This is a genomic window from Nonomuraea roseola (assembly GCF_039535395.1).
Lineage (GTDB): Bacteria > Actinomycetota > Actinomycetes > Streptosporangiales > Streptosporangiaceae > Nonomuraea > Nonomuraea roseola.
In genome coordinates, this window is the sequence record NZ_BAAAXC010000014.1 from 426,389 (window position 1) to 444,350 (window position 17,962).

Annotated in this window: 17 protein-coding genes; 13 read left to right on the forward strand and 4 right to left on the reverse strand. The window is 70.9% G+C overall.

Annotation, left to right across the window (positions count from 1 at the left end; translation table 11 throughout):
- Position 1 precedes the first annotated feature (1 nt).
- From ABFX55_RS20330 to ABFX55_RS20355, 6 genes are read left to right on the forward strand one after another with little or no spacing between them, the layout of a single operon-like run.
- A complete protein-coding gene (locus tag ABFX55_RS20330) occupies positions 2 to 850 on the forward strand; it encodes a carbohydrate ABC transporter permease (RefSeq protein WP_346123236.1) in 849 nt (282 codons plus the stop codon).
- Positions 847 to 1,689 carry a carbohydrate ABC transporter permease gene (locus ABFX55_RS20335; protein WP_346123238.1) on the forward strand — a complete coding sequence of 281 codons (843 nt, stop codon included), beginning with the start codon at positions 847 to 849 and terminating at the stop codon, positions 1,687 to 1,689. Before ABFX55_RS20330 ends, ABFX55_RS20335 begins: the two co-directional genes overlap by 4 nt.
- Complete coding sequence (locus tag ABFX55_RS20340; protein ID WP_346123240.1) at positions 1,686 to 2,693, forward strand: dihydrodipicolinate synthase family protein; 1,008 nt, start codon at positions 1,686 to 1,688, stop codon at positions 2,691 to 2,693. The genes ABFX55_RS20335 and ABFX55_RS20340 overlap by 4 nt, the downstream gene beginning before the upstream one ends.
- Complete coding sequence (locus tag ABFX55_RS20345; protein ID WP_346123242.1) at positions 2,677 to 3,645, forward strand: hydroxyacid dehydrogenase; 969 nt, start codon at positions 2,677 to 2,679, stop codon at positions 3,643 to 3,645. Before ABFX55_RS20340 ends, ABFX55_RS20345 begins: the two co-directional genes overlap by 17 nt.
- Complete coding sequence (locus ABFX55_RS20350) at positions 3,646 to 4,521, forward strand: GNAT family N-acetyltransferase (protein ID WP_346123244.1); 876 nt, start codon at positions 3,646 to 3,648, stop codon at positions 4,519 to 4,521.
- Between the two features lie 60 nt (positions 4,522 to 4,581).
- Positions 4,582 to 5,169, forward strand: coding sequence for a cadmium resistance transporter (locus ABFX55_RS20355; RefSeq protein ID WP_346123245.1), 588 nt, complete (start codon positions 4,582 to 4,584; stop codon positions 5,167 to 5,169).
- A gap of 4 nt (positions 5,170 to 5,173) precedes the next feature.
- On the opposite strand, the gene ABFX55_RS20360 is transcribed toward ABFX55_RS20355, so the two are convergent.
- The gene (locus ABFX55_RS20360; protein ID WP_346123247.1) at positions 5,174 to 5,626 is read right to left on the reverse strand and encodes an Lrp/AsnC family transcriptional regulator; all 453 of its coding nucleotides are present in this window, start codon (positions 5,624 to 5,626) and stop codon (positions 5,174 to 5,176) included.
- A gap of 79 nt (positions 5,627 to 5,705) precedes the next feature.
- On the opposite strand from ABFX55_RS20360, the gene ABFX55_RS20365 reads away from it, so the two are divergent.
- On the forward strand, positions 5,706 to 8,969 hold the full coding sequence (locus ABFX55_RS20365; RefSeq protein ID WP_346123249.1) for an indolepyruvate ferredoxin oxidoreductase family protein: 3,264 nt from the start codon (positions 5,706 to 5,708) through the stop codon (positions 8,967 to 8,969).
- Here ABFX55_RS20365 and ABFX55_RS20370 read toward each other — a convergent pair.
- Positions 8,966 to 9,169 (reverse strand): hypothetical protein, encoded by a 204-nt coding sequence (locus ABFX55_RS20370; RefSeq protein WP_346123251.1) that lies wholly within the window; start codon positions 9,167 to 9,169, stop codon positions 8,966 to 8,968. The two genes, ABFX55_RS20365 and ABFX55_RS20370, sit on opposite strands and share 4 nt — an antisense overlap.
- A gap of 313 nt (positions 9,170 to 9,482) precedes the next feature.
- On the opposite strand from ABFX55_RS20370, the gene ABFX55_RS20375 reads away from it, so the two are divergent.
- The 5 genes from ABFX55_RS20375 to ABFX55_RS20395 all read left to right on the forward strand — a co-directional run bounded on the left by ABFX55_RS20375 (position 9,483) and on the right by ABFX55_RS20395 (position 13,682).
- Positions 9,483 to 10,340 carry a GNAT family N-acetyltransferase gene (locus ABFX55_RS20375; protein WP_346123253.1) on the forward strand — a complete coding sequence of 286 codons (858 nt, stop codon included), beginning with the start codon at positions 9,483 to 9,485 and terminating at the stop codon, positions 10,338 to 10,340.
- Between the two features lie 212 nt (positions 10,341 to 10,552).
- Entirely contained in the window at positions 10,553 to 11,584 is a 1,032-nt protein-coding gene (locus tag ABFX55_RS20380) for a hypothetical protein (protein WP_346123255.1), read from the forward strand.
- A 337-nt stretch (positions 11,585 to 11,921) separates the two neighbouring features.
- On the forward strand, positions 11,922 to 12,236 hold the full coding sequence (locus tag ABFX55_RS20385; protein ID WP_346123256.1) for a hypothetical protein: 315 nt from the start codon (positions 11,922 to 11,924) through the stop codon (positions 12,234 to 12,236).
- Entirely contained in the window at positions 12,233 to 13,366 is a 1,134-nt protein-coding gene (locus ABFX55_RS20390; protein ID WP_346123258.1) for a bifunctional WXG100 family type VII secretion target/C40 family peptidase, read from the forward strand. Before ABFX55_RS20385 ends, ABFX55_RS20390 begins: the two co-directional genes overlap by 4 nt.
- 97 nt (positions 13,367 to 13,463) lie before the next feature.
- Complete coding sequence (locus ABFX55_RS20395; RefSeq protein WP_346123259.1) at positions 13,464 to 13,682, forward strand: cold-shock protein; 219 nt, start codon at positions 13,464 to 13,466, stop codon at positions 13,680 to 13,682.
- Position 13,683: 1 nt separating this feature from the next.
- Here ABFX55_RS20395 and ABFX55_RS20400 read toward each other — a convergent pair whose 3' ends face one another.
- On the reverse strand, positions 13,684 to 14,121 hold the full coding sequence (locus tag ABFX55_RS20400; protein WP_346123261.1) for a GNAT family N-acetyltransferase: 438 nt from the start codon (positions 14,119 to 14,121) through the stop codon (positions 13,684 to 13,686).
- Between the two features lie 61 nt (positions 14,122 to 14,182).
- Here ABFX55_RS20400 and ABFX55_RS20405 point away from each other — a divergent pair, with 61 nt between their 5' ends.
- A complete protein-coding gene (locus ABFX55_RS20405) occupies positions 14,183 to 14,947 on the forward strand; it encodes an SDR family NAD(P)-dependent oxidoreductase (protein WP_346123262.1) in 765 nt (254 codons plus the stop codon).
- Here ABFX55_RS20405 and ABFX55_RS20410 read toward each other — a convergent pair.
- Positions 14,931 to 17,915, reverse strand: a complete 2,985-nt coding sequence (locus ABFX55_RS20410; protein WP_346123264.1) for a chondroitinase family polysaccharide lyase — start codon at positions 17,913 to 17,915, stop codon at positions 14,931 to 14,933. The two genes, ABFX55_RS20405 and ABFX55_RS20410, sit on opposite strands and share 17 nt — an antisense overlap.
- Positions 17,916 to 17,962: the final 47 nt, after the last annotated feature.

Genomic DNA, 17,962 nt, shown 5'->3' on the forward strand with positions numbered 1-17,962 from the left:
CATGGGAGCGACCGCACGGTGGGAGCTGCGCACCGGACTGCTGTTCGTGCTGCCCTGTTTCCTGCTCTTCCTGGCTTTCAGGTTCGGCCCTTCGATCGCGGGGGTGCTGCTGGGGTTCTTCGAGTTCTCCATCGGCGACAGCCCGTCCTTCACCGGGCTGGACAACTTCACCCGCATGGCGGGCGACCCCGTCTTCTGGGACGCCCTCGGCGTGACGCTCGTCTACACCGTCCTGTACGTGCCGCTGTCGATGGCGCTGTCGGTCGGCATGGCGTTGCTGGTGCGCCGCTCCTTCCGCGGCTCCCGCTTCTTCCGCTCGGTGTTCTTCCTGCCCGTGGTGACCAGCCTGGTCCTCGCGGGAACCGTCTTCACCTGGCTGTTCTCCTCCGAGGGCCCCATCACCAAGCTGACGGGCGCCTCGTGGCTGGCCTCCTCGACGCTCGTCATCCCGGCCCTGGTCCTGGTCTCGGTCTGGTCCAGGTTCGGGTACGGCATGCTGATCATCCTGGCCCGGCTTCAGGACCTGCCGCGCGAGCTGGAGGAGGCGGCGCTCACCGACGGGGCCGGCGTCTGGCAGCGCTTCAGGCACATCGTCTTCCCGCAGCTGCGGCCCGCGCTGTTCTTCGTCGCCGTCATCGAGACCACGAGCTCGTTCCAGGTCTTCGACCTGGTGTACGTGATGACCGGCGGCGGGCCCGCGCACGCCAGCTACACCCTCGTCATGCACCTGTACGACCAGGGGTTCAAGTACTTCGACTTCGGCTACGCCAGCGCCATCGGCGTCGCGCTGTTCGTCATGACCCTCGTCGTCGCGCTCATCCAGCGCCTGATCATCGGGAGGAACAAGTGACACCGGTGTCCTACCGGGCGCTCGAACCCTCGCGCGGCGGCCGGATCGTCAGGACCGCCCTGCTGGTGCTGGCCACGCCCGTCACGCTCTTCCCCTTCTACGCGATGGTCGTGCTCTCGCTGAAGCCGGCCGCCGCCGTCGAGTTCCCCGGCAGCCTGCTGCCGTGGCCGATCGACACCTCGGCCTACGCCCAGGTGCTCGGCGGCCGCGACCTGCCCCGATGGACGCTCAACACGCTCGTCTACTCGGTGGTCAGCGTCGTCGCCGTCCTGCTGCTGGCCTCCCTGGCCGGGTACGCCTTCGCCAAGAAGCGCTTCCCCGGCAGGGAGCCGATGTTCTGGTCGTTCCTGGCGATGGTGATGGTGCCCTATCACGTCACGCTCATCCCGACCTTCGTCCTGGTCGCCCAGCTCGGCGGCGTGGACACCTACTGGGGACTGATCGTGCCGACGCTCGCCAACGCCCAGGCGGTCTTCCTCATGCGGCAGTTCATCATGGGGCTGCCCGACGAGCTGTTCGAGGCCGCGCGCCTGGACGGCTGCTCGGAGTGGCGCGTCTTCACCCGCATCGTGCTGCCGCTGTGCAAGCCGATCCTGGCCACGCTCGGCGTCTTCGTCTTCCTGTGGCACTGGAACGACTTCCTGTGGCCGCTGATCGTCGGCAGGGGCGCCGACATGCAGACCCTCACGGTCGGCATCGCCTCGCTCCAGCAGGAGAACGTCCCGCTGAACGTCGTCCTCGCGGGGGCCACCGTGGCCTTCGTCCCGATCTTCGCCGCCTACCTCGTGGGGCAGCGCTACTTCACAGAAGGCGTCACCATGTCAGGAATCAAGGGATGAACGCGGTCATTCCCGCTCATCCGCTCGCGCTGACGGCCGGCCGTACGCTCGACGAGCGGCGTCAGGCGGCTCTGACGCGCTACTACGTGGCGGCGGGGGTCAGCGGGCTCGCGGTCGGCGTCCACACCACCCAGTTCGAGATCCGTACGGCGGGCCTGCTGGAGCCCGTCCTCCGCCTGGCAGCCGACGTCGTCGCCGAGTCCCGCAGGACGCCGGTCTCAGGGCAGCCGGCGGGTCCCCCGGGGGCCGGCCGGTTCCAGCTGATCGCGGGGGCGTGCGGGCCTGTCGGGCAGGCGGTCCAGGAGGCCGAGCTCGCCGCCGGGCTCGGCTACAACGCGGTGCTGCTGTCCCCTGTGGTCCCTGGAGCGTCGGAGGCCGACTTGCTGGAGCGCGCCAGAGCCGTCGGCGAGGTGCTGCCCGTCGTCGGGTTCTACCTGCAGACGGCGATCGGCGGCCCTGTCCTTTCCCGGCGGTTCTGGCGAGAGCTGGCCGAGCAGCCCTCGACGGTCGCCGTCAAGGTCGCCGCCTTCGACCGCTACCGCACGCTCGAGGTCGCCCACGGCGTGGCCGCCTCGAGCCGCGCCGACCAGGTCGTCCTCTACACGGGCAACGACGACCACATCATCGGCGACCTGCTGGCCGACCTGCCGGGAGGGCTCAGGTTCTCCGGCGGCCTGCTCGGACAGTGGGCCGTGTGGACAAGGGCGGCGGTTGACATGGTCGCGGGGCTGGCGAAAGATCCGGAACTGTGGGCGAGCAGGGCCGCGGCGCTGACCGACGCCAACGCGGCCGTCTTCGACGCGGCGAACGGCTTCGCCGGCTGCATCGCCGGCGTCCACGAGGTGCTGCGCAGACAGCGACTGCTGGAGGGGATCTGGTGCCTCGACCCGGACGAAGGGCTCTCGCCAGGGCAGGCCGAGGAGCTGACCAGGGTGAGCGGCGCCTACCCGTGGCTGACCGACGACGACTTCGTCTCGGAGCACCTCGATGACTGGCTCGGCTGACAGCGGCGTGCTGGTGAGCGTCCCGCCCGGCCTGCGGGCGCAGTTCTTCCCCGACCCCTCCGGCCTGCTCGCGCTCGGCCGGGTGCGGCTGCTCGACGACCACGCGGGCCTGGCCGACGCCCTTCCTGGCACCGGCGTGCTGGTCACCAGCTGGGGCGTCCCCCCGCTCACCGCCGATCTGCTCGACAGGGCGCCGGGGCTGCGCCTGGTCGCGCACACCGGCGCGACCGTCAAGCCGTTCGTGACGGACGAGCTGTGGTCGCGCGGCGTCCAGGTGACCCAGGCGGGAGCGGGCATGGCGCGCTCCGTCGCCGAGGTCGCGCTGGCCTTCACGCTGGCGCTGCTGCACCAGGTGCACCGGTTCGACCACGCCCTGCGCGGCGGCCTGCCGTGGCAGGCCGCCGAGCGGGCCCCCGCCAGGCACGAGATCCTGGGCTGCCCGATCGGCGTGATCGGCGCCTCCCGCACCGGCAGGGCCTACATCGACCTGGTCCGCGCGCTGGGCGCCGACGTCAGGATCGCCGACCCCTACCACGAGGACGCGATCCCGCTCGACGACCTGCTGGCCACCAGCAGGATCGTCGCCGTCCACGCCCCTTCGCTGCCCGAGACCAGGCACCTGCTCGGCGAGCGGGAGCTGGCCCTCATGCCCGACGGCGCGGGCCTGGTCAACACCGCCAGGTCCTGGCTCGTGGACGAGCGGGCGCTGCTGGCCGAACTGCGCTCGGGACGCATCGACGCGGCCATGGACGTCTACGACGAGGAGCCGCTGCCCGCGGGCCACCCCTTCCGCTCGCTGCCGAACGCGCTGCTCACGCCGCACCAGGCGGCGGGGACCGTCGAGTGCAGACGCAGGCAGGGCGACGTGGTGGTCTCGGAGATCGCCCGCTTCGCCGCGGGACTGCCGCTGGAACACGCCGTCACCCCCGCGCTTCTCGACCGGATGGGATAGATGACCACCTACCGCGCCGCCACCCCCGCCGACGAGCCCGACCTCCACGCCCTGTGGGCCGTCTGCTTCACCGCCCCCCAGCTCCTGCCCCTCTACCGGAGCGATCCTGACCGCCTGCCCCGCACCATGGTGGCCGAGGGCTCGGACGGCGTGGAGGCGGTCGTCTACTGGCTGCCGCGCCGCCTGCGGAACGCCGAGGGCGGGATCGACCTGGTGGGCGGCGTGGCCAACGTCGCCACCCGTCCCGACGCGCGCGGCCGCGGCCACATCAGGAGCCTGCTGGGCCTGGCGCTGGAGAGCATGTCCGAGGCTGGCTGCGACTGGTCGCTGCTGTTCACCGGCAGCCCCGGCGTCTACGAGAGCTCGGGCTACAAGGTCTTCTCCCAGTCGCTGACGCGCGGCCCGCTCGCCGCCGCGACCCGCGAGGCGTCCGCCGTGCGGCGGGCCTCGCTCGCCGAGTGGCCGCTCCTGGCCGAGCTGTACGACAGGCACAACGCCCACCGGCCGCTCACCACGGTCCGCACGCCCGACGACTGGCGCCACAGGGTGCCCGCCCACTACGACGACTCCGTCGACCTGCGTCTGGCCGAGGGCTCGGGCTACGTGGCCCTGCGCTGGCACGACACCTCGGTGGAGGTGCTGGAGGCGGCGGGCCACCTGCCCGAGCTGTTCTCGTGGGTCGCCGCCGAGGCCGCCGCCCTCGGCATCACCCGGGCCAGTGCCCGCCTCACCCCCGGGGAGCCCGCGCTGCCCTTCCTGTTCGCCGGACTCGAGACCGTCGCCGACACCAGCGGCATGGCCCGCCCGCTGGCCGTCGACCCCTCCCCCACTCTCGCCTCGCCTTCGGCGATCCACTGGGTCGCCGACTACTTCTGACGGCCCAGCCGCTATCGTCGATCCGCGACCGCGCCCCGACCGAGAGGATGCACCGCGCCCGTGGATCTCGGCCTCGTCGGACAGGCAGCGGGACTGTTCGCCGTCACCAACCTCGACGACCTGGTCATCCTGGCCCTGTTCTTCGCCAGGACCTCCGGGCGTCCAGGCTCGGCCGCGCGGATCGTCGCCGGGCAGTATCTCGGCTTCGCGGCCATCCTCGCCTTCGCCGTGGCCGCCGCCTTCGGCGCCGCCCTGCTGCCTCCCGCGGTCCTGCCCTACCTCGGCCTGCTCCCCCTGGCCCTCGGGCTGAAGGCGGCCTGGCAGGCGTGGCGCGAGCGCGGGAACCCCGAGGAGAGCACGGTCGAGGACGGCGCGGCGGGCCCTCTCGCGGTGGCCGCCGTCACCTTCGCGAACGGCGGCGACAACATCGGCGTCTACGTGCCCGTCTTCGCCACGGCCGGTACCGGCGCCATGACCGGCTACGTGCTCGTCTTCCTCGTCCTGGTCGCCGTCTGGTGCGCGGCCGGCCGCTTCCTCGCCACCAGACCGTTCGTCGCCAGGACGCTGGCGCGCTGGGGTCACGTCGTGCTGCCCGCGGTCCTGGTCGGCCTCGGCCTGCTCATCCTCGTCGAGGGCGGGGTCCTGTAGCGCGCTACAGCGGCAGTGAGCCGCCCGGCTTCAGCGCCTTCATCGCGATCTGCGAGGTGAGCTTGTCCAGGCCGGGAAGGCGTCCGAGCTTCTCCAGGCACAGGCGGCTGTAGGCCTCCATGTCCGCCACCGCCACCCTGAGCACGTAGTCGGGGCGGCCGAACATGCGCAGGCACTCGATGACGTCCTCCACCTGCATGACCGCCGTCTCGAAGGCCGTCACCGTCTCGGCGTCCTGGCCCTCGAGCTCCACGAAGGCCAGCACCTGGAAGCCGCGTCCGACCGCTCCGGCGTCCACGACCGCGCGGTAACCGGAGATCACTCCCGTCTCCTCCAGGTTGCGCACCCGGCGCAGGCACGGCGACGGCGTCAGCCGCACCCGCTCGGCCAACTCGATGTTGCTGAGCCGTCCGTCCTCCTGCAGTAGACGGAGAATTGCGCGATCTGTGGCATCCATGGCAATAGATGCTAACCACTGCGGAAAACGCCGCAAGTATTGACATCGGCTATCCCGACCCCTGAAATAATCTCTCGACATGACCACCGACGCGTTCATGAGCGGCACCCAGGCCCTGGTGCACCTCCTCAAGGACCAGCTCGCCGCCGACCGCAGGGCGGGGCTGGACACCGGCGCGATGGTCTCCGGCTATCCCGGCTCGCCGCTGGGCGGTTTCGACCAGGAGCTGGCCAGGTCGACACCCGAGGGTGTCGTGCACCGTCCCGGCCAGAACGAGGAGCTGGGCGCCACGGCGGTGTGGGGCAGCCAGCTGGTCACCGCGCTGCCGGATCCCCGCAAGGCGGGCGTCCTCGGCGTCTGGTACGGCAAGGCCCCAGGCGTCGACAGGGCGGCCGACGCGTTCAGGCACGGCAACTTCGTCGGCGCGCACCCCGAAGGCGGGCTGATCGCGCTCTGCGGCGACGACCCCACCTGCAAGTCCTCCACGCTGCCGAGCGCCACCGAGAGCACGCTCGTCGCGCTCGGCATGCCCGTGGTCTACCCCGGCACCGTGCAGGAGCTGCTCGACCTGGGCAGGCACGCGATCGCCGCCTCGCGGGCCAGCGGCCTCTGGGTGGCGATCAAGGCGGTGGCCAACGTGGTCGACGCCACCGCGACGGTCGACCTCGACCCCGAGCGGATCAAGCCCGTCATGCCCGAGGTGCAGTGGCAGGGCAGGCCGTACCGGCACACACCCGACGCGACGCTGCTCACGCCGTACTCACTGGACATGGAGCGCACCCTGGTCGGGCCGCGGCTGGAGCTGGCCCGCGCCTACGCCCGTGAGAACGGCCTGAACCAGATCACCTGCGCCGCGCCCGAGGCGCGGCTCGGCGTCGTCGCGGCGGGCACGGCCTACTACGACGTGCGCGAGGCGCTGAGGAAGCTCGGCGTCGGCGACGAGGTCCGCCTGCTGAAGATCGGCATGCTCTGGCCGCTGGAGCCCACGGTGGTCAAGGAGTTCGCCCGCGGCCTCTCCGAGATCATCGTGGTCGAGGAGAAGGCGCCGCTGCTGGAGGGCCTGGTCAAGGATGTCCTCTACGGCACGCCCGACGCGCCCGCGGTCACCGGCAAGGCCGTCATCCCGCAGCACGGCGGCGTCGACGCCGACCTGGTCGCCAGGGTGCTCGCCGACCGGCTCTCCATCGACCTGCCGCGCCCGCGCGAACCGCTGAAGCTGCTCGGCCCCTCCCGCACGCCGTTCTTCTGCTCGGGCTGCCCGCACAACCGCTCCACCGCCGTCCCCGAGGGCTCGGTCGTGGCCGCGGGCATCGGCTGCCACACCATGGTCGTGCTCAACCCCGAGGGCAAGGGCGAGCTGACGGGGCTCACCCAGATGGGCGGTGAGGGCGCGCAGTGGATCGGGCAGGCGCCCTTCACCGGCACCCGTCACATCTTCCAGAACCTCGGCGACGGCACCTTCCACCACTCGGGCTCGCTGGCCGTCAGGGCGGCGGTCGGCGCCGGAGTGAACATCACCTACAAGCTCCTGTACAACAGCGCCATCGCCATGACCGGCGGCCAGACGATCACCCCTGCGCTGTCGGTCGCGGCGCTGACCAGCTGGCTGGAGCTCGAGGGCGTGCGCAAGGTGATCGTCACCACCGACGAGCCCTCCCGCTACAAGGGCGTACGGCTGTCGCGCATCGCCACCGTGCGCGACCGCGCCCACCTGGAGTCCGCGCAGCGCGAGCTGGCCGCGATCGAGGGCGTCACGGTCCTCATCCACGACCAGCAGTGCGCCGCGGAGAAGCGGCGGCTGCGCAAGAAGGGCGACCTGCCCGACCCGGTGAAGCGCGTGGCGATCAACCAGCGGGTCTGCGAGGGCTGCGGCGACTGCGGGCAGAAGTCCGAGTGCCTGTCGGTGCTGCCTGTCGAGACCGAGTTCGGCCGCAAGACCGAGATCCACCAGTCCTCCTGCAACAAGGACTACTCCTGCGTCGAGGGCGACTGCCCGTCGTTCCTCACGATCGTTCCAGGCTCGCGCAAGCGCGCCGCCGTCCCCGCTCCCCCTGCGATGCCCGCGCCCGACGTCGTCGTCAGAGACGCCACGATCAGGCTCGTCGGCATCGGCGGCACCGGCGTGGTGTCGGTCGCGCGGCTGCTCGGCAAGGCCGCGATGCTCGACGGCCGCCAGTCGCGCGGCCTCGACCAGACCGGCCTGGCGCAGAAGGGCGGCACGGTCGTCTCCGACCTGCGCCTGTTCGACGGCGACGAGGACCGCTCCGCCCAGGCCACCGCGGGCTCCGTCGACGCCTACCTCGCCCTCGACGTCATCGGCGGCACCGACCCCAAGCACCTGCGCACCGCCTCCCCCGAGCGCACGGTGGCCGTGGTCTCCACCCACCTGTCGCCCACGGGCGCGATGGTGCTCGACCCCTCGCAGCACGTCACCGACCTCGGCCCCCAGCTGGCCGCTCTCGAGTCGCGCACCCGCTCGGTCGTCGCGCTCAACGCCGAACGCCTGGCCCAGGCGCTGTTCGGCGACCACATGCAGGCCAACACGATCGTGCTGGGCGCGGCCTGGCAGCGCGGGCTGATCCCGCTGTCGCTGGAGTCGATGGAGAAGGCGCTCGGCAAGTCCGCCACCGCCTTCCACTGGGGGCGCGCGGTGATCTGCGCTCCTTCGGCGGTGGAGGCGCTGTTCACCGTCCCCGAGCCCGCCGCCCCCTCGGCCGAGGTGCTGCGGCAGATCGCCTTCGCCGACGGCGAGCTGCACAGGCTGCTGGCCGTACGGGTGCCCGACCTGGTCGCCTACCAGAGTCCGCGCTACGCGCTGCGCTACCTGGAGGCCGTGCGCGAGGTCCACTCGCGCGCGCCGGTCGCGATCACCGAGGCGTACGCCACCCAGCTGCACAGGCTGATGGCCTACAAGGACGAGTACGAGGTGGCCAGGCTGCACCTCGACCCGGCCGAGCGCGCCAGGATCGCCGCCGAGTTCGGCCACGGCGCCCGCGTCGCCTACAACCTGCACCCGCCGGTGCTGCGCGCGCTCGGGATGAAGCGCAAGCTGAGCCTAGGTCCGTGGTTCGACCCCGCCTTCAAAGCCCTGTACGGCCTGCGCACGCTGCGCGGCACCAAGCTGGACGTGTTCGGTCTCGGCGAGGTGCGCAGGACCGAGCGGTCGCTGCCGGAGGAGTACACCCGCGACGTGCTGCGCGCCCTGGCGTCGGGGGCCCCTGAGGAGACGGTCATGGAGCTGGTGCGGCTGCCCGAGGTGATCCGCGGCTACGAGCACGTCAAGCTGCGCGGGGTCGCCGACTACCGCGCCCGCGCCGCGGCCCTGCTGGAGCCGTCCGCCTAGCGGGAGACGCCCGCGCGTCGGGCGACTCGCAGGATGACGACCATGAAGGTCAGGCCCACGCCGATGCTCGCGCGGTGCTGAACGACGGCGGCCATCGTGTGCTCGGCGGTCACGAACCCGCCGGGCCGCAGGATCACCATCGGCAACTTCCAGCAGCTCCACGCGAACAGCGAGCCCGAAGCCGCGAAGGCCGGCGTCACCGGGATCCACCGCCGAAGCCCGACGGGCGGCGGCGGGTGATCGTCCAGATGCTCCAGGATCCCGGCGAAGCCGACGGCGAGGAAGACCGTCTTCCCCCGCGGAGCCTTCGCCTCCGCCCAGGTCGACCCCGAGTGCGCCGAGGACGCCGCTGATCACCATGTGGGGAAGCATCGGGACCAGGAGGCCCGCGACGAACCGGCCGCGCCGCGCTGCGCCGTGCGACGGCAGGGTGCTTTCATGGAGGAGATGGCGTTTCCAGATCCAGAGCGGACGCATGCCGAGCTGGTGACCAGCGGAGACGGAGGTTACGCCATGGAGCTTCTCCTACGGCCGGGGGCGCGCGCCGACGCGACTGACTGCGGAAGGATCTGCTTCGAAGCGTTCGACCGGTTGGCCCGCGAACACGGCTTCGTGGGCGACTTTCCCAGCGTGGAGGCCGCGACCGGGCTGATGGACACGCTTCTGGGCCACCCGGGCTTCTACAGCGTGACCGCGGAGCTCGACGGCCGGATCGCCGGCAGCAACTTCCTCGACGAGCGCTCGAGCGTCGTCGGCATCGGGCCGGTCACCGTCGATCCGGCCTGCCAGAACGCCGGCGTCGGCCGCAGGCTCATGGAGGATGTCATGCGCCGGGCCGACGAGCGGCAGGCGCCGGGCATCCGGCTGCTGCAGTCGGCCTACCACTGCAGGTCGTTCGCCCTGTACGCGGGCCTGGGCTTCCAGTTCCGCGAGACCCTGGCCTGCCTGCAGGGCCCGCCGATCGGGCACACCGTCCCCGGCTACACGGTACGGCCGGCGACGGACGCGGACCTGGCCGCCTGCAACGAGGTGTCCAGGCGCGTCCACGGCGTCGACCGCGGCGGCGAGGTGAGCGACGCGCTCAAGCAGGGCACGGCCCGTGTCGTCGAGCACGAGGGCCGGGTGACCGGCTACGCCACGGACCTGGCCTTCTTCGCCCACGCCGTGGGCGAGACGACCGAGGATCTCAAGGCGCTCATCGCCTCGGCCACGGCTTTCGGCGGCCCTGGCATCCTCGTGCCCGCGAGCGACGCGGCGCTGCTCCAGTGGTGTCTGCGCCATGGGCTCAAGGTCACCCAGCTCATGACCTTGATGACCGTCGGGCTCTACAACGAGCCCGCAGGGGCGTACCTGCCCAGCATCCTGTACTGACGCCGGCACCGAGCCCGCTGAGACGCGGCCTCGCGCAGGGGTATCGGCACGCCCGGCCACCCGCCACCGGCCTGATCCAGGTGGAACGACACGCTCTTGTTGGGCATTCGGCGTACAAGGGGTCACCCGCCCGGCAGTATGGCTTGGAGCCTTTCCGGCGCAGACCGGATATCGGCGCACGACGGCACGTCCGGAGCTGACAGGGAGATCTCATGCGCGCGGTTCCCCCCATCGCGGCGGTCCTCACCTTCCTTCTCGTCTGCACGATCGCCCCTTGGCCTGCCGCCGCGTCCACGGCGGCCCTGCCGGGCGGCAAGGCCACCTACGTCGTCTCGCAAGGACACCTGAAGGGCGCATCCAACCAGAACTGGGTACGACTCGGCAGCTACCGCTTCACCGCCGACGGCACGGTGACCGCGGCCCTGCATCTGTGGTGGCAGCGCCGTCCCGAGGCAAGGCAGGGCACCGGCACCACCCCCGACTCGGGCTGCACCACCAAGGCAGGCGGCTCCGCATCGCGCCCCCGTACCTGCGAGGTGCTCACCGCCGGGGGCTTCACCGGCGCCCCCGACGAGAACCGCACCGGGACGTACACCGTGTCAGGGAACGTGGTGAGCATCCGGTGGAAGATCGCCCAGACGTGGACCGAGCAGTGGTTCGTGCGGCCCTCCTCCGACGGCACGCTCGCCCGTCTGGACCTCAAGCACAGCACCCTGGCCACCCACGGTTACGGATACGGCAGCAACGCGGCGCTCGGCACGCGGCGTGCGATGAGCTCGGTGAAGGCGTTCTCCGGCACGCTCAGACAGGATCTGACTAGCTGGGCGGGCGGCGAGATCGTCAACTCCGGCGGCCAGCGGTTCGCCCACTCCTCCTTCCGCACCTGCGCCAGCACCACGTGGTGCCTGACCTACCTGCAGCCGTCGTCCTCGGGCGCGTGCCAGAAGTCGGGCGGCTGCCCCACGTACGGTGGCGGGACGAAGGCGAACGTGAGCTCCATCCAGTACTACCTCACGAAGGTCTCCAATTCCGATCGCCGCGACACGTTGTGGCACTGGTGCACCTGCCTGGCGATGGAGCGCGGCCAGTTCTGCTACACCGGCAACTCCCACGTCAAACCGCTCATGCAGATCATCGACGACAGGGGCGCCTTCCGCGGGTGGGTCGGCGCCGAAGCCTCCTTCTCCACCGGCGCCAGGGGCGCGGACATGCTGGCCGTCTTCCGCATCACCGACTTCCGCTGACCTGCCGCCCTGGAGCCGCGTCCCTGGCAGCCTCGGCAGGCTGACGACACGCTGGCGCCGCGGGCGGTGGCCAGCGTCCGCGGCGCCGGGGAGCGTCAGCAGAAACGTCGTCCAGGAGGTCGTTCAGGTCATCGTGTACGGCTGTGCCCGCCGCGAGGACAACCCTTCGACCGGTACGGCAGGGCCACCGAACCGGGTGCAGCCTCCGGCCCCCACCAGGTGACGGAACGACGCATGATCAGGCGAACGCCGACCCGGTCTGCCGCGCGACCCCGCCCGAAAAGTGCCAAAGGTGTGAGATTCTCGGAACAGTTGATGTTGGTGTGGCACGAGAGGCGTGACTCACGTGGCGGGGTTCGAGATCTACTATGACGGGCTCGAAGAGTGCGCGACCAGGGCCAGAGGGGTCGCGAACCAGTTCAAGAGTTTGGCCGACGAGGCTCCCCCGAGCGTCGGCTCCTCCTGTTTCGGAGACCTCGAGGGCTTCTCCGACAAGCTGGTCAAGGCCGTCAGCGACCTTGAGGCGAAGATCGAAGCCGAGGCACGCCACGCCCATCAGAACCTGACCAAGGTGGAGGCGGCCATCTACAAGGTCGTCGACAACGTTCGCAAGGCCGACCCATCCCCCGGTCCCCGGACGGAGCAGGCGTGACGGATCAGTACTTCAGCGCCATCCAGCGCCTCATCGACGACCTGACCGGCGACCAGGCCGAGATCTCGAAGATCTCGAAGCGCTGGCGGACGCTGGCCACCAACTTCACCACGGAGACCGGTGCCGTCAAGCGCGCGGTCAACACGGTGAACAACGCGTGGAACGGCGGCGCCGCCGAGAGCTTCGCCGACTACATGGCCAAGTATCCCGCGGCCGGTACGGCGCTGAGCAACGCCCTGACCAGCTGCGCCGGCAAGCTGGATGCCGCGGAGACCGCGCTGGAGACGGCCAAGGGCAAGGTACAGGCGCTCTACCGCGAGAAAAGCGCCTGGCTGGAGGCGCAGCGCAACGACCCCGAGACCACCGCGATCTCGCTGACCAGCATCAGGGCCCAGGTGTCCGACGCCCTCGAGCGGGCCAAGGCGCCGACGGCCGAGGCGACCCAGGCCATCAAGAACGCGACCGACGAGATCGGCAAGTACCTCGGCGAGGTGCAGTTCTTCTCCGCCATCCCGGCTCCCGGCGATCGGGACTTCGTCCCCGGCAACAACCCCGCGATGCGCTGGATCCCCGACCCCGATTTCCTGCCCCGCACCTCGACCACGCAGTTGGCGTCCTACAACGGGGGCAGCACGCCGGCCGGCGCCAACGGGTACAGCACGAACGGATCAGGCGGTGGCGGCGGAGGTGGCGGAGGTGGCGGCGGGGGCGGCGCGCCCTCGCTCGCCGTCCCGCCGAACGCGAGCAGCCTGGCGTCCAACCCCCGCGCCCAGGCCGTCATCGACTACGCGCTCAAGCAGATCGGTGACCCGTACGTGTGGGGCGCGACGGGACCCAACTCCTTCGACTGCTCCGGGCTGACGCTGCGCGCGTACGAGTCGGCGGGGACCCGCATCCCCCGAGTCGCCCACGATCAGTGGATGCGCGGACCTCGCGTCCCAGACGGCAACGCGCAGCCAGGCGATCTCGTCTTCTTCGACAACGACGGCGACGGCATCGCCGACCACGTGGGCATCGTGCTCGACCCCAAGGAGGGCACGATGATCCACGCGCCCAGGACGGGCTCCGACGTCAAGATCGCCCCCTACGGGGGCACTCCCCTGGGCTTCACCAGGCCGGGAAACAGCTGACCATGGCACGGGCCCGCACCTTCCGCCTGCTCCCGCGTGCCGCCCGGGGAGAGCATGGGGTTGTCGCCTGTGCGGCCCGAGGCGGCATGATTTCCTCATGACCCGAGGCACCGTGAAGTTCTGGAAGTCCGAGAAAGGGTGGGGAGCCGTCTCCTCCCCCGATCTTCCCTCTGGCCGCGACGCGTTCGTTCACTTCAGCGACATCCTCGGCGAGGGCTACAGGGAGCTGCACGAAGGCGACGCCGTGGAGTTCGACCTCGTCGAGCGCTCCCAGGACAGCTTCGACTACTGCGCCACCAACGTCCGCAGGCTCTGACCTACCGCCCGAGCTCCTTGCCGTAGGACCTGCTCGTCGGTTCGTCGACGTACTTGCTGTACGCGGGGATCGGCGTGTACCCCGCGCTCTCGTACAGCGCGATCGCCTCGGGCTGCCGGATGCCCGTGGTCAGCCTGAGGCGGGTGTGGCCGAGCTCGGCTCCCAGCGTCTCGAGCGCCTTCAGCAGCGCCCTCGCCGCTCCTCGCCCCCTGTGCGACGGCAGGACGTACATCCGCTTGATCTCGCCGGTCCGGTCGTCCGCCTGCTGGAGGGCGGCGCAGGCGATCGGCCGTCCTTCGTCCACCGCGACGAGGAAGCGGGCGGCGGGGTCCACGCCCGAGCGTCCCTCCGGCCCGTAGCGCGCGACGAGCTCGGCGAAGGCCGCCTCGAGCAGGGCCTGGAGCTGGGCGTCGGCGAGCGGACGTTCCTCGATGAGCACGGTGGAACTCTACACAGGAGCCACCTAGTGCACTGGTCGGACCAGTGGGTAGGGTTCGACCATGGACTACGAGCGGTTGTTCCGCCTTGACGGGCGTCGGGCGGTTGTCATCGGGGCGGGCAGCGGCATCGGCAGGCAGGCCGCCCTGGCGCTGGCCGCCCACGGCGCGCAGGTGGTCTGCGCCGACCGCGACCTGCCCTCAGCCGAGGAGACCGCGCGAGGCTGCGGCGGCTCGGCCGTCCTGCTCGACGTGCTCGACACCGAGGCGGTGCGGGAGACGGCCGCCGCCGCGGGAGCCGTCGACGTGCTGGTGTTCACCGCCGCCACCAACGTCCGCAAACGGCTGCTCGACTACTCGGGCGAGGAGTTCCAGCGCGTCGTGGACCTCAACCTGCGCGCCTCCTTCGAGGTGCTGAGGGCCTTCGGCGCCGGCATGGTCGAGCGGGGAACCGGCTCGATCATCGGCTTCGCCTCCATCAGGGCGGCGGTGACCGAGCCCGGCCAGGGCGTCTACTCGGCCACCAAGGCGGGCCTGGTCCAACTGCTGCGGACGGCCGCCGCCGAGTTCGGTCCCTCGGGCGTGCGGGTCAACGCGATCGCGCCCGGGGTGGTCGAGACGCCGCTCACCAGCCAGATCAAGAACGATCCCGCCTGGTACGACGCCTACGCCGCCAAGTCGGCGCTCGGCAGGTGGGCGCGGCCCGAGGAGATGGCCGGCGCCGTGGTCTACCTGGCCTCCGACGCGGCCACCTTCGTGACGGGCTCGGTCCTGTACGTCGACGGCGGCTGGACCGCCGTCGACGGCAGGTTCAATCCGCCGAACTGAGCCTCACCTGTAGCGACGTGCCGTGGACCGTCTCGAACTCCAGCACGGTCCTGCCCCCTGTGATCCGCGCCCCGCACGGGCCCTGCGCCCTCCACCTGCCCTGGACGGTCACCCGCAGCAGGTGGGGATGGCTGGGGCGGGTCAGCCACGGCCGTGACCACGGGCTGTAGTGGCCGACGTAGCGGCCTCCCTCGTACTGGTCGTGGTCGATGCCGTTGTACAGGCGAAGGTCGGGATCGGCGACCGCGAGGACGAGGTCGTCGCCGTCGCGGCGGGTCATGAGCAGCGAGGGCGTGTCGACCTCCAGGATCGGGCCCGCCAGCCGTACGCGCTCGAAGACGGCGTAACCGGTGATCCCGGTGGCGCGGTCGGTGACCACGTGCGCGAGGCCGTCCGCCCTGACCACCTCGTACGGCACGTCGGCGGCGAAGGCGGCCATGCGCTCGGCGGTGGTCTCGACGACCATGGCGTACTCGTAGGAGCCCGCGCGCGGGGCGCGGCCGTGGCTGATCCACGCGGTGGAGAAGTCGCCGCCGGTGGGCGCCTCGGTGGCGTTGTGGCGTGAGGCCTGCGTGGAGCGGGTGAGCCCGGCCCGCTGTCCCGGAGCCAGGTAGTAGCCGATGTTCTTGTCGTCGAGCAGCCAGCGAGGCCGCAGGTCGCGGTTGTCGTAGGGGAAGGGGACCTGGTCGCCGTCCATCACGACGGCGCCCGTCCTCCTGGTCTGGAACAGGGTGGTCTCGGTCTCGTGCGCCCCGTCGGCGTTGGTGATGCCGGTGCCGAGAGCCACGATCCTGTCGTCGAACAGGAACACCGACTTGCGCGCCCTGTGGGTGCCCTCGTACTTCGGGTGCTCGTGCAGGTCCATGGCGAACAGGCCGTGCCGTCCGTCGATGGCGCAGGAGCCGCCGAAGCGGGAGTCGGTCAGCAGCATCTCCTCGATCGCCCCTGTGAGGTCGCCCTTGAGCGCGTCGAGCGGCTTGTGGATCGTGGTCGTGCCCGGCCTGCGGTTCCAGTCGTAGCCGGCGTGGGAGTAGCCGCTGTCGAGGTTGGTGCCGCGGTGCACGACCTGGATCTGGCCGTAGGTGTTGTACCTGCCGTACCAGTTGGCGCCGACGTAGATCTCGGTGGACCACAGGTAGCGGTTGTGTCCTCGGACGGTGACCTGCCAGTCGCCGCGCCTGTGGACGGTGAGCGCGGCGTAGTTGAGCGCCCAGTTGCCCGTCGGCGAGGGCTCGGCGACGACGCCCCTGGCGGCGAGCTTCGCGGCCAGCTCCTTCTGCTGCGGGGTGGGCGAGGCCGGCAGCAGCCTGAGGAAGGCCGCGCCGATCTCGTCGTCGATCGGGGCCAGCCACTGGAAGGGCACGATCGACAGCGCGGTGGTGCCGATGGGGTTGCGGCCGCTGAGGGAGATCGGCCACTGCGTCCTGCCGGCGTAGACGCGCTGCATGAGCAGGGCCTTCTTGAGCCAGCCGGACGCCTCGGTGGAGATGGCGAAGGCGCCGCCGCTCATGACGTAGACCAGCGGGGCGAGGCCGGCGAATCCGTCGCGCACGTAGTCGGGGAAGAAGCCGACGTGGTGGAAGGCGGTGCCGTCGACCTTGATCCCGTCCTGGATGCCGTCGGTGGGCAGCAGGGCGGTGTTCAGCCAGTCGCGCAGGGCCTTCAGGTAGGCGACCTGCTCGGCCTCGGTGTCGCGCAGCAGCACGGCCGCCAGCAGGCCGCGGAAGGTGGTGTTGAAGATGTCCATGATGGAGCCGTGGGCCATGCGGTGCTTCCAGCCACGGAAGATCCTGCCCAGCCCGGTCAGCCAGTCGAGGTCGGCGCGCACCTGCTCGAACAGGCCGGCCTCCCGCAGGGCGTCGCGCATGAGGTAGACGGAGTCGTAGTAGCCGCGCACGTCGTAGCCGAGGTGGTGGATCGTCCCCTGGCAGCTGCCCCTGGTCCAGCCCTGCTCGCGCAGGTGGGCGACGATCTTCAGGTAGAGCGCGGCGAGGGCGGGCCTGTCGGGCGGGCTGGCCTGGTAGGCCTGGGCGATCGTCTTCATCAGGTCGGTACAGGCGCGCAGGGTGACGGGGTTGACGAACGCCCTCAGCTCGGCGGCGATCTCGACGGGGTAGATCTGCGACTGGTAGGCGTGGACGGGACGGCCCATGAGCGCCTCGGTCTGCGCGGTGAGCGCCGGTAGGTCCGGCCTGACCTGCGCGATGAGGTACTCGTCGTGATAGCGGGTGACCAGCGCCCGCAGCGCCGCGCTCTCCTCTGACGTCGGCGGCCTCACCTGCGGCCTGTGCTCGGCGAGGAGCCTGTCGAACAGGTACAGGGCCTGCCAGTGCTGGTTGTCGTACTCGTCACCCTCGGCGGCGATCTCGGGCAGCTGGTAGTCCCTGCACGGCGCGTCGGGACGCAGGGGCACGTTGAGCATCAACTGGTCCAGGTGCAGGCTCCCGGTACGGCGCGGCGCGATGATCCGCAGCGTGTCCATGTCGGGCCTGGGCCTGCCGCGCATGTCGTAGGCGTAGCGCACCCATGCCGTCCGCCAGCCGGTGTAGTTCAGGTGGAACTCGAACCACAGGTCGGTCCTGTCGCCCCTGCCGAACTCGAAGCGCACCACGTCGTCGACAGGGGTCTCGTTGTGGATCCACACGCAGAAGGCGTCCACGAGCCCCTGCCACGCCTGGTCGTCACCCGGCCTGTAGGGGTCGGCCGCCCACCTGAGCGGGGCTCTGACGGTGATCACTGCCCGCCCCTGGTGGTCCCAGCGCAGCGACCTCGTCCCGCAGACGGAGGTCTTGTCGCTGATGGTCAGACCCTCGCCGGTGAAGTGCGGCGGCACGGCCGTCTCCAGCAGGAAGACCGGCGGGTCCATGGCCATGGCCCGCTGCTCCAGGTCGGCGGACAGGGCCGTGCCCGGGATCGCGGGTAACAGCACCGCGCCCTTGAGCACCGTTCTGCGTGAGATATTCGCCATGATCGCCATGAAACGCGAAAACTATCTTCACGTCCATCCACTTCGGC